Genomic DNA, 13,074 nt, shown 5'->3' with positions numbered 1-13,074 from the left:
ATGGAAGGGTTCACCATCATTGACGGCGTCGTGGCCGTCGTCATCATCCTGTCGGCGCTTCTGGCCTATGGACGGGGCTTCGTACGCGAAGCCATGGCAATCGCCGGCTGGATTGCCGCCGCGATCCTTGCCTTTCTCTTTGCACCGCGGGTCGAACCGCTGGTCCGCGAGATCCCCGTCGTCGGTGACTTCATCGCCGACAGTTGCGAGTTGAGCATCATCGGCGCCTTTGCCCTTGTCTTTGCCGTGGCCTTGATCGTGGTGTCGCTCTTTACCCCGCTCTTTTCTTCACTGATCCAACGCTCAGCTCTGGGTGGTCTGGATCAGGGGCTTGGGTTCCTGTTTGGCGTGGCGCGCGGCATCCTGCTCGTCGCGATCGCGTTCTTTGTCTATGACACCGTGATCACGGGCCAGGAGTTCACCATCGTCGACGAAAGCCGCTCGGCAGCTGTCTTCGGCCGCTTCACTGGGCAGATCGAAGAGCAGAACCCTGAAGAAGCGCTTGGCTGGATCACCCGACAATACGAGAGCCTCGTGGGCGTGTGCGGCGAATAGATCACCAACACATCTGAGAATCAGACATTTCGAGGGCGTCCGTGGCGCAGATAGGCGCGGATCATGGTTAACCCCCGGTTAATCGCGTCGCGCAGATGCGGAGAGTATCGGGCCCAGTGCACCCACTGGTGACTGTGGCGAAACAGCGCCCGGCTTTGGCCGTGGTTGTGACCAAAAAGCGGCAGATTTGTGGAGTGTTCTGGTCCCCAGAACAAACACACAGTCCCGACCCGGAGGTCCCCCTATGTTTCTGAATCACGACACAGCCTTTGCCGATATCACACCTGTTTCCACCCCAAGCATCTGCGCGACACTGACTGCGCACACCGTCCTGGAAACCGAAACTGGATGGCGCACCGTCGATGCGTTGCAGGTCGGTGACGCGGTCGCGACCCTCGACGGGGGATTTGCAGAGATCACTGCGATCAAAAATCCTAGTCGCACATCACCCTTGGTGCATGTTCCGGGCGGCGTGCTGTCCACCTGCTCCGACATCTCGTTGCCTGCCGACGCGCATGTCGCCTTGCATACACCATCCGGTTGGATGGACGCGCCAGTGGTCTCGGTCCCGGTGAAGGCGTTGAGCGGGTGGCGCGGTATCCGCCCCACCCTGTTTCATGGTCCGGACCTGGCAGAGCTGCATTTCGCGGACGAGGAAATGGTCTATGCCCAGTCCGGCCTGCTGATCCATGCCGCCCCGAGCACCGGCGACAGCTTCTTTCCGCGCCTCGACTACGGCAATGCCCGTGCCATGCTGGCCGCATCTGCAGGCAAATTTGGCCAACCGGACACGGTCGCTGCGTAAAGGGTCGCAGTTTGTGATCCTTTCGTGACAGGGGCACCCGGGCTTGGTACACCGCGCCCATATCCCATCCACGGATTCGGAGCTGCCCCTTGTCCGACCTCGCCGCGCAAGCGCTCATGCCGCCAGCACACCCCTTTGACGACGACAAACTCAAGGAAGAGTGCGGGATTTTCGGGGTCCTCGGGACCAAGGATGCGGCAAACTTCGTGGCCCTTGGCCTGCATGCGCTGCAACACCGGGGGCAAGAGGCGGGCGGGATCGTCGCCCACCATCCCGACCACGGCTTCAACTCCGCCCGGCGCTTTGGCTATGTGCGCGACAACTTCACCAGCCAGGACGTGATGGAAACGCTGCCTGGCTCGCTCGCCATCGGACACGTGCGCTACTCGACCGCCGGGTCCAAGGGACAAACCGCGATCCGCGACGTGCAACCCTTCTTTGGCGAGTTCGCCATGGGCGGCGCGGCCATCGCCCATAACGGCAACATCACCAATGCAGACGCCCTGCGGCGCGAGTTGATCGAGCGCGGCTCGATCTTTCAGTCGTCCTCCGACAGCGAATGCATCATTCACCTGATGGCGCGGTCGTTACAACGCAACATCCCCGAACGGATGGAAGATGCGCTGCGTCGGGTCGAAGGCGCGTTTTCCGTCGTCGCCATGACCCGCACCAAGCTGATCGGTGTCCGCGACGCGCTTGGGGTCCGTCCGCTGGTGCTGGGCAAGCTCGACACCGGCTATGTACTCAGCTCCGAGACCTGCGCACTCGACATCATCGGCGCAGAGTTTGTGCGCGAGATCGAACCGGGCGAGATGGTGGTCATCACCGACCACGGCATCGAGAGCCGCTTCCCCTTCCGCCCGCAGAAATCCCGCTTCTGTATCTTCGAACATGTCTATTTCAGCCGCCCCGACAGCATCCTCGGCGGTCGCTCGGTCTATGAAACCCGCGAGGCCATCGGCCGCGAGCTGGCCAAGGAAAACCCGGTCGATGCCGACCTCGTCTGCCCCGTCCCCGACAGTGGCACACCGGCGGCCATCGGCTATTCGCTGGAGTCGGGCATCCCCTATGCCATGGGCATCATCCGCAACCAGTACATGGGCCGCACCTTCATCGAACCGACGGAGCAGATCCGCAACATGGGTGTGCGCCTGAAGCTGAACGTGAACCGCGCCCTGATCCGCGGCAAGCGGGTCATCCTGGTCGATGACAGCGTGGTGCGCGGCACCACCTCACGCAAGATCAAGGAGATGATCCTTGATGCAGGCGCGAAAGAGGTACATTTCCGCATCGCCTCGCCGCCAACAGCCTGGCCCTGCTTCTACGGGGTCGACACGCCGCAACGCGAAAAGCTGCTGGCCGCGACCATGAGCGAGGAAGAGATGACCGAGCATCTCGGTGTCGACAGCCTCAAGTTCATCTCGCTTGACGGCCTCTATCGCGCCGTGGGCGAAGCGAATGGTCGCGACGCCTCCAGCCCGCAGTATTGCGACGCCTGCTTCTCGGGCGAATACCCCGTGGAACCCGCCGACATGATCGAAAAGGGTTTCGAGATGAAGGCCGCGGAATAGCTGCCTGCTGCCGAAACCTGACAGGGGTGTCGCTCATGGTGACGCCATGAACATGACACCGACCGATATCCTCGCCCGCGTTGAAACCTGGCCCACACCTGCACAAACGCATTTCCTGCGCACACGTACGCTGGTGCACGAAGTCGCCACCTCCGAAGATATCGGCCCGCTTGACGAAAGCCTGAAATGGGGCCAACCCGCATGGCGGCCGACACGTGCGCGCACCGGGTCGACCCTGCGCGTGGATTGGTCGCCCTCAACACCGAACCGGCTGCTGGCCTTTGTGGATTGCAAGACGGACCTGGCGGCACAGATGGACCTGCGTTTTCCCGGTCAATTCCACAATGATGGCCGGCGTGCCCTTGGGTTTGATACTGAGACGCCACTGGACGAAGACGCAGTATGGCAGCTCGCCCAACTCACACTTACCTACCATAGGGCGAAACGCGGGCGCTGATCAGCACCGCGTTGCCGCTTGCCCACACGTCAATGGGCAAGGCTTTGCGCATCGTCCGAAGGCCCTGTTCACCGTGCCCTGACCTCATGCTAGCGGCGCGCTTCGACAAAAGCGCAGGACCCACGCATGAGCGAAGAGACCAACGAATTTACCGCCGATCTGGCGACCCAGCGCGGGGCACTGCCCTTGCGCAATCTGCAATTGCTGGGCGTGGCAGGATCCGACACCAACCGTCGCGCGCTGCTGCGCACGGCTGGTGGGCAGACGCGCATGGTGCAGGTGGGCGACAGCCTGCGCCAGGGAACGGTCATCGCCATTGGCGAGGATCGCATCGTGCTGAACGGCGGTATGGGCCAACGCACGCTTACCCTGCCCATGCCGGACAAGAGCGCCGCTTGACGGCTCGGCCCGCGCAAGGCAAGACCGGGCCATGACACAGACTGCCCTGATCACCGGCGCATCCCGCGGCCTCGGCGCCGCCATGGCGCTGGCCCTTGCCCCCACGCACCACATCATTGCCGTGGCCAAAACCACCGGCGCACTCGAAGACCTGGACGACCGGATCAAGGACGCCGGCGGAGCCGCCACGCTCGCGCCCATGGACATTGCCAACGACGCCGCAATGCAAACGCTGTGCCGAGGCATTTTCGACCGCTGGGGCAGCCTTGATTTGTGGGTGCACTGTGCGATCCACGCCGCCCCACTGGCCCCGGCCAACATGATTGGTGACAAGGACATGTCGAAGTCCATTGCAGGGAATGTCGCTGCCACCGCCACGCTGATCACCTACATCGCGCCGCTTCTGGGAACCGACGGTCAGGCCCTGTTCCTGGATGATCCTGTGTCCGGGAAACCGTTTTACGGCGCATATGGTGCGACAAAAGCCGCTCAGATCGCCTTGGCCCGCAGCTGGCAGGCCGAAACGGTCAAGACCGGACCAAAGGTCCACATCGCCACCCCGAACCCGATGCCCACAGCGACCCGCGCCCGCTTTCACCCGGGCGAGGATCGCGCCCCTCTGAGCGATCCCGCAGTTGAAGCCGCGCGCATTATGTCGGAACTCAACGGTTGATCGGTGCAGGTGGTCGTGGCTCAATAGAGCGATGTTGACCCGCCTGATCCCGTTCCACCGCCCCCGCTCGCCTGCTCGCGCAGGGGCGTTGCAGGCCCTCTACGATACGGCCGCCACCGGCTGGCAGGACGGAATTTCAAAGCTCGGCTTCCTCGCCGCCTATGCCGAACTGATGCAGGCCGTACCGCCACCCGCGTCGCACCCGCACGTGTTGGATGTCGGAACCGGCACAGGTGCTTTTGCCCGTGCATGGGTGGATGTGCAGGGTGATCCGGCAGAACTCACGCTCACCGACATCTCGCCCGCCATGCTCGACACAGCACGGGCGCGGTTGCCGGATGCCTCCACAGTCGTGGCCCCACTTGGCGCTGCCATGGACGGTCTTCCTCCGCAAGACGTTGTTCTGTGCGCCCACGTCATCGAGCATCTCGATGATCCACACGCATCGCTGTCCTGGCTCTTCGACCGGCTGAAAGCCGGCGGAACACTCGTTCTCGCCCTGTCACGACCGCACTGGTGCACGGCGCTGGTCCGCTGGCGCTGGGGCAACGCAGCCTTCAAGCCGGACGCGGCACGGCACATGCTTGCCACTGCAGGCTTCATCGACATTACGCTGCACCCGTTCAAAAGTGGCCCACCATCGCGCGTGTCACACGGCTACATCGCGCGACGCCCCTGAGCAGTCGCTGCACTGCGGCCTTTGCGTGACGGTCCTCATTTCCTGTTTCAAAAAACCCTGCGCGGCGCGCTCCCACAGTTGCCCCGAGCGGTGCGCACCAATAGTAAGGCGCAAAGGGGCATCACATGCGTATTCTCATCACAAATGACGACGGTATCTCGGCCCCCGGGCTGGCGGTGCTGGAACGGATCGCGGCAGAGGTCGCAGGACCGGACGGCCACGTGACCACGGTGGCCCCGGCCTTCGAGCAGTCGGGCGTGGCCCATTGCATAAATTACGCGCGCCCCTTCATGTTCCAGCAGATCGGCCCATATCGCTACACGGTCGAGGGTTCACCCGCCGATTGCGTGCTGGCTGGCTTGCACCAAGTGCTCGACGGCCCACCCGACCTGATCCTGTCGGGCGTGAACCGCGGCAACAACTCAGCCGAGAACGCGCTTTATTCCGGCACGCTCGGTGCGGCTATCGAAGGGGCATTGCAAGGCGTCCTCTCGATCGCCCTGTCACAGTACTTCGGTCCCGAAAATCGCGCCCTCGACGACCCGTTCGAGGCGTCAGCCACGCATTGCAAGGCCCTGATTGAGCGGATTGTTGCCGCTACACCTGCTGTGCAGCCCGGCTACCAACTCTTCTACAACGTCAATGTGCCACCCGTGGCGGCCACGTCGGTCAAAGGCACCAAGATCGTGCCGCAAGGTCTGCGTCCCGGCGTCGGCTTTCACACCGAACAAACGCAATCGCCCAACGGGCGGCACTTCCTCTGGATCCGCGGAGGCGACCAGCAGGTGCCGACGGCGCCCGGCACCGATGCTGCCGTGAACCTCGACGGCTATATCTCGGTCACGCCCATGCGCGCGGACCTGACCGCCCATGACATGCTGGATCAGCTTGGACCCATCGCCACATGACCGACGACGATCTCGCCACGCGCAAGATGCAGTTCCTCTACGCCCTGCGGTCCAAGGGCGTGACGGACGCGCGCGTGCTGGGTGCGATGGAAGAGATTGACCGCGGCCCCTTTGTCCGTGGGCTTTTCGCGGAACGCGCCTACGAGGATATGCCCCTGCCCATCGCCTGCGGGCAGACGATCAGCCAACCGTCGGTTGTGGGGCTGATGACACAGGCGCTGAACGTGACACCGCGCGACAAGGTACTCGAGATCGGGACCGGCTCCGGCTATCAGGCGGCGATCCTCGCCAAGCTTGCGCGCCGCGTCTACACCATCGACCGGCACAGGCGGTTGGTGCGCGAAGCACGCGACATCTTTGAAGAGCTGAACCTGCACACCATCACCGCCATCACCGGCGACGGCTCGCACGGATTGCCCGACCAGGCGCCCTTTGACCGCATCATTGTCACCGCCGCTGCCGAAGATCCGCCCGGCCCCCTGCTGGCACAATTGAAAGAGGGCGGGATCATGGTTCTGCCCGTGGGCCAGTCCGACGCGGTTCAAAGCCTGATCCGTGTGCACAAGACGCCGGACGGCCTCGAATATGATGAATTGCGCGATGTGCGCTTCGTGCCCTTGCTTGAAGGCTTGGGCAAAGACTGAAACTGGTGTAAATTAACGACGAACCGACAAGGCCCCCACCCACGAGGGGTCCGGCAGAGGACGACGCAGATGATCCCGACAAAGCAGCGCCGCCGTGCGCCCCTGATGATGGCAACCTGTGGCTTGCTGGTGCTCGCCGCCTGTGATGAGCCGCTGGACTTCGACCTTCGGGGTCTCGGTGGAGGGTTCTCGACCGCACCTGCGGTGCAGAATGCGACCGCAGACCGCCCGCAACCGGACGATCGTGGCGTCATCTCCTATCCCAACTACCAGGTCGCCGTGGCAGAACGCGGCGATACGCTATCGGACGTGGCGACACGCGTCGGTTTGCCGCCGGATGAACTGGCCCGTTTCAACGGAGTTGGACCAGATGTGCCGCTGCGGGCTGGCGAGGTCATCGCCTTGCCACGCCGTGTGTCCGAACCCTCGCCCGCAACCGGTGCCGTGGGCACGGGCCCGATCCAGCCCGGGGCGGTCGACGTCACCACGCTCGCTGGCAACGCGATCGACAACGCAGCCCCCACGCCGGTGGCCCAGACACCCGGCAGCATTCCCCAGCCACAGACCGGGGAAGAGCCTGTGCGTCACAGGGTTGAACGGGGCGAGACGGCCTTTACCATCGCGCGGCTCTACCAGGTGCCCGTCAAGTCGCTGGCGGAATGGAATGGCCTGAGCGCCGACTTTGCGGTGCGCGAAGGCCAGTTCCTGCTGATCCCCGTCGCGCGTGCCCCCGCACCAAGCCGGGCAGATGACAGCGCGACCACGGCGCCCGGCACCGGTTCGCCAACGCCGCTCCCCCCCAGCTCGGCACAACCGCTGCCCGACGACGATACCGCTGCACCGACCGAAGAACCGACCACACCGCAAGAGCCAGTGGCCGATGTAGGCCAGACAAGCGCCCCCGCGAGCGCGACCGCAATGGCCCTGCCCCTTCAGGGAAGCATCATTCGCGACTATGCCAAGGGCCGGAACGAAGGCATCGACATCCAGGCCGCGCCCGGCAGTACCGTGAGCGCTGCTGCCGATGGCACTGTCGCCGCGATCACCGAAAGCGCCGAGGGTGTGCCGATCATCGTCGTGAGACATCCGGACAACCTGTTGACCGTCTACGCCAATGTCGCGGATGTGTCCGTGGCCAAGGGCGACAGCGTCTCGCGCGGGCAATCCATCGCCAAGCTGCGCGACACGGCCGACACGGCATATCTGCACTTCGAAGTGCGCGACGGGTTCGACAGCGTGAATCCCAACCGGTTCTTCGAATAAGGCACCGTTGCGGCAATTGCGGCAGTTTACCACCCAGGCGGGTTGGCGCGCCGCAATTGCCGCAAACTTTCCCTGAATTTTCCCAAAACGCCGACGTATGGCCCTAAGACCGCCCCGTTGCGGGAACAGAAACAATCCAACGAAACAACTTGGATTGGTTCAGGCCCATGCCTGTATTTTACGGTTACAGCTTTGCCCTGCGCGGCATACAGACAACGGTCAACGGATCGGCAAACAACTATGCCTTCGCCCCATCGGGCACGTGGCGCTATACGGGCGACACCACCTACTTCGTCGTGAACGAAAACGATGGTGCCACCAACTTCAACGGGGACGGCGCCAACAATGAAACAGTGCAGGCCCAGGAACGCTTTGGCGCGGTCGGACAGCAGACCGTGTTCATCGACGGGATCGAACGGCAGCTGATCTGGGACTACACGTTCACAGTCACCGACGGGACAACGACTTGGCAGGTGGCCGTCATCGACGTGGACCTGAACAATGACAACGACCTGAATGACGGCGCTGATGCCTCGGCAACGGACGAGGATGGCTACTACCTCGTCTTCCCTGACGGAATGCCGCCTCCCAACACCGACCTGACCATCGGCGGCATCACGGACAATGGCGAGCTGGTGCCCCATGTCAGTCTGGGTGGCACCGTTGTGTGCTTTGCCTCGGGCATGATGATCGAAACTCCCGATGGGCCGCGCGCCATTGAAATGTTGGGGGATGGTGATCTGGTTCTGACAGCTGACGCCGGGCCGCAGCCTATCCTGTGGACAGGCTGCACCACGGTCGCCGCCATCGCCGACCTCGCCCCCATCGTCGTCACGGCGGGCACGCTGGGCAACGATGCCGACCTGGTGGTGTCCCCGCAGCACGCCATCCTTCTGACCGACTGGCGGGCCGAGTTGCTCTTCGGCCAGGACGAGGTGCTGGTGCGGGCCAAGGACCTTCTGTGCATGGACGGCGTCTATCGCAAGACCGGCGGTCGCGTGACCTACCATCATATCCTGCTGAACCAACACAACGTCGTGCAGGCCCACGGCATATGGAGCGAGACACTCTACCCCGGATCAGTCGCCATGGGCGCCGTGGGAGACGCCGCGCGCGCCGAGATCGAACGGCTGTTTCCCGACCTGACCGGCTACGGCCCGATGTGTGCCCCCTGCCTCAAGGGCTACGAGGCGCAACTTCTGGCGGCCTAGAGCGCAACCCCGCGTCGGCCGGCCAAATCGCAGAAATACTGCCACGCCACCCGACCCGACCGCGACCCGCGTGTCGCCTGCCATTCGATAGCTTCGGCCCACAGCGTATCGTCGTCGATCTCGACGCCGTAGGCGTTACAATAGCCACGGATCATGCCCAAATACTGATCCTGATCGCAGGCGTGAAAGCCCAACCACAGGCCAAAGCGATCGGACAGGCTGACCTTCTCCTCCACTGCCTCTGACGGGTTGATTGCGGACCCGCGCTCATTCTCGATCATATCGCGCGGCATCAGGTGGCGCCGGTTCGATGTGGCATAGAGGATCACGTTGTCGGGCCGCCCCTCGATCCCGCCATCCAGCACAGCCTTCAGCGATTTGTAGTGCTGGTCATCATGGCTGAAGCTCAGGTCATCGCAGAACAGAATGAACCGCGCATCCGGCGCCTCGCGCAACACGGCCAGCAACCGCCCGACCGAGGGCAAGTCTTCCCTGTGCAATTCGACGATCTTCAGCGCATCATGTTCCACCTCAAGTGCGCCATGTATCGCTTTGACAAGGCTGGATTTCCCCATTCCTCGCGCACCCCAAAGAAGAGCATTGTTCGCGGGCAACCCCTTGGCAAACTGCCGGGTATTGGCGAGCAACGTATCACGCGACCGGTCCACCCCGAGAAGCAGATCGAGCGGCACCCGGCTCACCTGCGGCACAGGCTCCAGCCGGTCCGGTCCTGTCTGCCAGACAAAAGCCGAGGCTGCGCTAAAATCCGGGGCGTCCAGCGGCGCGGGCGACATGCGCTCCAGCGCCGCTGCAATGCGGTCGAGAGGGTCGTTGATCATCTACTTCAGGTCTTCCTCAGGCAGATCACCAAGGTCATCCTCGTCGTCATAATACCCTTCGGCGCGCAGCTTTGCCTCGCGCTTGTTCTCCACCCGGCGCACCAGCCAGATCGAAACCTCGTAAAGGCCATAGACCACGGTAAACAGAATAAGCTGCGTGATGACATCCGGCGGCGTCACAACGGCGGCCAGCACCAGAATACCCACCATCGCGTATTTGCGAACATTGGCGAGGCCCTCCGCACTCACCAACCCAGCCTTGCCCATCAAGGTCAACAGCACCGGAAGCTGAAAGCACAGCCCAAAGGCCATGATGAATTTCAACGTGATATCAAGGCTTTCGTTGACCTTCCCGAAAAAGGTAATCGTCGGCCCCTCACTCGCTGCCTCGGGCGTGATCACAGCACCGTCGGGCAAAGTCTCGGGATTGCCAAACACAATCGCCAACACCGACGATACGTCCGCGAAGCCAAGAAAAAACGCCATCGCCAGCGGCGTCACCACAAACTGCGCAAAGCTCGCGCCCAAGAGGAACATCACGGGTGACGCGATCAGGAACGGCAGAAACGCATTCTTCTCCTGCCGGTACAGCCCCGGCGCCACGAAGCGCCACATCTGAAATCCAATCACCGGGAAGGCCAGCGCAAAGCCAAACACCATGGAGATGCGGAAGAGCGTGAACAGGTATTCCTGCGGCGACGTATATTGCAGCGTCGGCGACGGATCACCCAGATCGCGCAGGGTCTCGACAATGGGTTCCATCAGGAAGTTCAGCACGTGAACGGCGATGAACTCGCCCTGCACGGGGATGAAGAACACCGTGATCGCGATGATAAAGGCGATCACCGACCGGATCAGCCGCGTGCGCAGCTCGGCCAGGTGTTCGATCAGCGGTGCCGTGCTGTCGTCTAACTCTTCGGTCTGGCTCATCTAGCTCTCTTTCGGGGCCGCAGGGGCCTGCGCTTCCAATTCTTCAGCCTTGGCCAGCGCGTCAGCCGCTTCCTTGGCCTTGCGCTCGGCCTGCGCACGCGCGGTCGCGGCCTGAATTTTCCGCGCATTCTCAGCACGTTCCGCCTTCTCGGCGGCCAGCTTGCCGGTCTCGCTTTCGGGATCGAGGTCGGTAAGCGACGACGTCATGTCCCGCGTCGCATCCTTCACCCCGTCCATCGCGCTTTTGACCGGGTTGGTCGCGGTGTTGATGGTGCGCTGAATGTCCTTCACGCCCGCCTCATCGGCGGCCTGGTTCATGGCCGTCGAAAACTCGCGCGCCATGCCGCGGGCCTTGCCCACAAAGCGGCCCACATTGCGGAAGACAACGGGCAACTCCTTGGGGCCAATGACGATCAGCGCCACGATCCCAATGATCAGCAGCTCGGCCAGGCCAAGGTCAAACATGGCTTACACCTTGTCTTTGTCGGCCTCGGGGGTCACGTCCTTGGCTTCTTCCGCCTTGGCCGCTTCCAGCTCGTCCTTGCCTTCGTTGATGCCCTTTTTGAAGCTGGTGATGCCCTTGCCGACCTCACCCATCAGGCTCGAGATTTTGCCCCGGCCAAACAGCACCAGCACCACAACGGCGATCAGCAGCAGGCCCGGAAGTCCGATATTTCCAATTCCCATTGGTCTCTCCCATGTCTCTGGCGACGGAGTGCCGCCTGTCGCATCCTGTTCTATGGACGTGCTGCGGCTGCGAAAAGGGCAACGCGCCCCAACACGATCACGAGGTCGGGACTTTTTCGGAAAAATTCCGATGGCACACACTCAACTGACAGGTTAATGTCAGTTGTACCCTGCCACACCCACGCCATCGCAACCTGATGGAGATCAAAACCATGACCAAAGCCGCCGAAATCGTCACCTTCCGACTGAAACCAGAGGCCACGCCCGACGCATTCCGCGCCGCGATGGACACGATGCAGCCTTTCGTCGACCGCCACGGCGGCGTCATCAGCCGCACATTGTCCTGCGATGACACCGGCCTTTGGACGGATCACATCCTTTGGGAAAGCCTTGAGGCCGCCCAATCCCTCGCAGCCCAATTCATGGAAGCGCCTGAAACGCAGGCGGCGCGGGATCTGATCGACGGCCCAACGGTCGAGATGCGGCACGCCATGGTTCACATGCAAAAAGGATAACATGCGCCGCACCGATCGCCTTTTTGACATCATCCAGATCCTGCGCGACGGCAAACTGCACAAAGCGCAAGAGATCGCGGATGTCTGCGAGGTGTCGGTGCGCACCATCTACCGCGACATGGACACGCTGGTCGCCTCCGGCGTGCCGGTGCAGGGCGAACGCGGCGTGGGCTACATGATCACCGAGGCGATCAGCCTCCCGCCCCTCACCCTCACGACCGAGGAACTGGAGGCACTCAACCTCGGCATGGCCATCGTGGCCGAAGCGGCGGATGATACGCTCAAATCCGCCGCGCGCACACTGGCGGACAAGATCGACGCGGTCCTGCCCGAACGCACCGTGGCCGAGGCGGACAAGTGGAAATTCGCGGTCTACCCCTTTGCCGACGCCGTGCGCGGCTTCGCCCAGATGCCCACCCTGCGCGCCGCCATTCGCGCCAAGCAAAAGCTGCAACTGACCTACCATTCCAAAGGCGACCGCATCACCACCCGCACCATCCGGCCCCTGCACATGGAATACTGGGGCCGCGTCTGGACACTCACCTCATGGTGCGAATTGCGAAGCGATTTCCGCGTCTTCCGCGTCGACCTGATCCAAAGCGCCGAAGCGCTGCCCGAGATGTTCGTGGACGAACCGGGCAAGCGTTTGTCGGACTACGATCCGAACCTGTGAAGACAAGGTCACCCCGCAGCAAGGTGCACCGACGAAAACAAGGCGCAAAACGGTACGCGGCAACTCAGCGACGCCGCCGAAAACGAACCGCTCACGCCCCGACAGCAAAAGCGGACCACGACCCGATCCCGTCCGGTGATGACGGCACATACCGTAAGCCTTCCAAATCAAAGCGCGGTGCTGCTTTCGCGTTCGTTCATGTCGCAGGCTTTGCCGCAGTGCTTGCGGGCGCGCGCCGGGCCTGATACCTCCCGACTGTTTTGAT

17 protein-coding genes are annotated in these 13,074 nt (G+C 62.8%); 13 read left to right on the top strand and 4 right to left on the bottom strand.

Features of this window, described 5'->3' with window-relative positions; all coding sequences use genetic code 11:
* The 11 genes from KUV51_RS04660 (at position 1) to KUV51_RS04610 (ending at position 9,165) form a co-directional block, all read left to right on the top strand.
* Positions 1-555 (top strand): CvpA family protein, encoded by a 555-nt coding sequence (locus tag KUV51_RS04660; RefSeq protein WP_222520424.1) that lies wholly within the window; start codon positions 1-3, stop codon positions 553-555.
* A gap of 244 nt (positions 556-799) precedes the next feature.
* Positions 800-1,360, top strand: coding sequence for a hypothetical protein (locus KUV51_RS04655; protein ID WP_222520423.1), 561 nt, complete (start codon positions 800-802; stop codon positions 1,358-1,360).
* Positions 1,361-1,476: 116 nt separating this feature from the next.
* The gene (gene purF / locus KUV51_RS04650) at positions 1,477-2,931 is read left to right on the top strand and encodes an amidophosphoribosyltransferase (protein WP_222521241.1); all 1,455 of its coding nucleotides are present in this window, start codon (positions 1,477-1,479) and stop codon (positions 2,929-2,931) included.
* Between the two features lie 46 nt (positions 2,932-2,977).
* Entirely contained in the window at positions 2,978-3,388 is a 411-nt protein-coding gene (locus tag KUV51_RS04645) for a hypothetical protein (protein ID WP_222520422.1), read from the top strand.
* Positions 3,389-3,514: 126 nt separating this feature from the next.
* Positions 3,515-3,787: a pilus assembly protein PilP gene (locus KUV51_RS04640; RefSeq protein WP_222520421.1), complete on the top strand. Its 273-nt coding sequence runs from the start codon at positions 3,515-3,517 to the stop codon at positions 3,785-3,787.
* A 31-nt stretch (positions 3,788-3,818) separates the two neighbouring features.
* Entirely contained in the window at positions 3,819-4,460 is a 642-nt protein-coding gene (locus KUV51_RS04635; RefSeq protein ID WP_222520420.1) for an SDR family NAD(P)-dependent oxidoreductase, read from the top strand.
* A 31-nt stretch (positions 4,461-4,491) separates the two neighbouring features.
* Positions 4,492-5,139: a class I SAM-dependent methyltransferase gene (locus KUV51_RS04630; protein WP_222520419.1), complete on the top strand. Its 648-nt coding sequence runs from the start codon at positions 4,492-4,494 to the stop codon at positions 5,137-5,139.
* A gap of 125 nt (positions 5,140-5,264) precedes the next feature.
* A complete protein-coding gene (gene surE / locus KUV51_RS04625) occupies positions 5,265-6,047 on the top strand; it encodes a 5'/3'-nucleotidase SurE (protein WP_222520418.1) in 783 nt (260 codons plus the stop codon).
* Positions 6,044-6,691: a protein-L-isoaspartate(D-aspartate) O-methyltransferase gene (locus KUV51_RS04620; RefSeq protein WP_222520417.1), complete on the top strand. Its 648-nt coding sequence runs from the start codon at positions 6,044-6,046 to the stop codon at positions 6,689-6,691. The genes surE and KUV51_RS04620 overlap by 4 nt, the downstream gene beginning before the upstream one ends.
* A 69-nt stretch (positions 6,692-6,760) precedes the next feature.
* The gene (locus KUV51_RS04615; RefSeq protein WP_222520416.1) at positions 6,761-7,954 is read left to right on the top strand and encodes a LysM peptidoglycan-binding domain-containing M23 family metallopeptidase; all 1,194 of its coding nucleotides are present in this window, start codon (positions 6,761-6,763) and stop codon (positions 7,952-7,954) included.
* 167 nt (positions 7,955-8,121) lie between these two features.
* Complete coding sequence (locus tag KUV51_RS04610; protein WP_222520415.1) at positions 8,122-9,165, top strand: Hint domain-containing protein; 1,044 nt, start codon at positions 8,122-8,124, stop codon at positions 9,163-9,165.
* On the opposite strand, the gene KUV51_RS04605 is transcribed toward KUV51_RS04610, so the two are convergent.
* The 4 genes from KUV51_RS04605 to KUV51_RS04590 are packed head-to-tail and all read right to left on the bottom strand — an operon-like array spanning position 9,162 to position 11,621.
* A complete protein-coding gene (locus tag KUV51_RS04605; RefSeq protein WP_222520414.1) occupies positions 9,162-10,004 on the bottom strand; it encodes an ATP-binding protein in 843 nt (280 codons plus the stop codon). The genes KUV51_RS04610 and KUV51_RS04605 overlap by 4 nt on opposite strands.
* Positions 10,005-10,934, bottom strand: coding sequence for a twin-arginine translocase subunit TatC (locus tag KUV51_RS04600; protein WP_222520413.1), 930 nt, complete (start codon positions 10,932-10,934; stop codon positions 10,005-10,007).
* Positions 10,935-11,399 (bottom strand): Sec-independent protein translocase protein TatB, encoded by a 465-nt coding sequence (gene tatB, locus KUV51_RS04595; RefSeq protein WP_222520412.1) that lies wholly within the window; start codon positions 11,397-11,399, stop codon positions 10,935-10,937. It abuts the gene before it with no gap.
* A gap of 3 nt (positions 11,400-11,402) precedes the next feature.
* Positions 11,403-11,621 carry a twin-arginine translocase TatA/TatE family subunit gene (locus KUV51_RS04590; protein WP_222520411.1) on the bottom strand — a complete coding sequence of 73 codons (219 nt, stop codon included), beginning with the start codon at positions 11,619-11,621 and terminating at the stop codon, positions 11,403-11,405.
* 212 nt (positions 11,622-11,833) lie between these two features.
* On the opposite strand from KUV51_RS04590, the gene KUV51_RS04585 reads away from it, so the two are divergent.
* On the top strand, positions 11,834-12,136 hold the full coding sequence (locus KUV51_RS04585; RefSeq protein WP_222520410.1) for an antibiotic biosynthesis monooxygenase family protein: 303 nt from the start codon (positions 11,834-11,836) through the stop codon (positions 12,134-12,136).
* 1 nt (position 12,137) lies between these two features.
* A complete protein-coding gene (locus KUV51_RS04580) occupies positions 12,138-12,809 on the top strand; it encodes a helix-turn-helix transcriptional regulator (RefSeq protein ID WP_222520409.1) in 672 nt (223 codons plus the stop codon).
* Positions 12,810-13,074 lie beyond the last annotated feature (265 nt).

Origin of the sequence: Tateyamaria omphalii (assembly GCF_019802125.1) — a bacterium.
Lineage (GTDB): Bacteria > Pseudomonadota > Alphaproteobacteria > Rhodobacterales > Rhodobacteraceae > Tateyamaria > Tateyamaria omphalii_B.
The sequence above is the reverse complement of the archived record's forward strand: the minus strand, read 5'-3'. Positions and strand labels throughout refer to the sequence as shown.

Bases quoted from the DNA above. Each gene is read 5' to 3' on its own strand.
- KUV51_RS04660 (WP_222520424.1), top strand. From the start codon at position 1: ATGGAAGGGTTCACCATCATTGACGGCGTCGTGGCCGTCGTCATCATC.
- KUV51_RS04655 (WP_222520423.1), top strand. From the start codon at position 800: ATGTTTCTGAATCACGACACAGCCTTTGCCGATATCACACCTGTTTCC.
- purF (WP_222521241.1), top strand. From the start codon at position 1,477: ATGCCGCCAGCACACCCCTTTGACGACGACAAACTCAAGGAAGAGTGC.
- KUV51_RS04645 (WP_222520422.1), top strand. From the start codon at position 2,978: ATGAACATGACACCGACCGATATCCTCGCCCGCGTTGAAACCTGGCCC.
- KUV51_RS04640 (WP_222520421.1), top strand. From the start codon at position 3,515: ATGAGCGAAGAGACCAACGAATTTACCGCCGATCTGGCGACCCAGCGC.
- KUV51_RS04635 (WP_222520420.1), top strand. From the start codon at position 3,819: ATGACACAGACTGCCCTGATCACCGGCGCATCCCGCGGCCTCGGCGCC.
- KUV51_RS04630 (WP_222520419.1), top strand. From the start codon at position 4,492: ATGTTGACCCGCCTGATCCCGTTCCACCGCCCCCGCTCGCCTGCTCGC.
- surE (WP_222520418.1), top strand. From the start codon at position 5,265: ATGCGTATTCTCATCACAAATGACGACGGTATCTCGGCCCCCGGGCTG.
- KUV51_RS04620 (WP_222520417.1), top strand. From the start codon at position 6,044: ATGACCGACGACGATCTCGCCACGCGCAAGATGCAGTTCCTCTACGCC.
- KUV51_RS04615 (WP_222520416.1), top strand. From the start codon at position 6,761: ATGATCCCGACAAAGCAGCGCCGCCGTGCGCCCCTGATGATGGCAACC.
- KUV51_RS04610 (WP_222520415.1), top strand. From the start codon at position 8,122: ATGCCTGTATTTTACGGTTACAGCTTTGCCCTGCGCGGCATACAGACA.
- KUV51_RS04605 (WP_222520414.1), bottom strand. From the start codon at position 10,004: ATGATCAACGACCCTCTCGACCGCATTGCAGCGGCGCTGGAGCGCATG.
- KUV51_RS04600 (WP_222520413.1), bottom strand. From the start codon at position 10,934: ATGAGCCAGACCGAAGAGTTAGACGACAGCACGGCACCGCTGATCGAA.
- tatB (WP_222520412.1), bottom strand. From the start codon at position 11,399: ATGTTTGACCTTGGCCTGGCCGAGCTGCTGATCATTGGGATCGTGGCG.
- KUV51_RS04590 (WP_222520411.1), bottom strand. From the start codon at position 11,621: ATGGGAATTGGAAATATCGGACTTCCGGGCCTGCTGCTGATCGCCGTT.
- KUV51_RS04585 (WP_222520410.1), top strand. From the start codon at position 11,834: ATGACCAAAGCCGCCGAAATCGTCACCTTCCGACTGAAACCAGAGGCC.
- KUV51_RS04580 (WP_222520409.1), top strand. From the start codon at position 12,138: ATGCGCCGCACCGATCGCCTTTTTGACATCATCCAGATCCTGCGCGAC.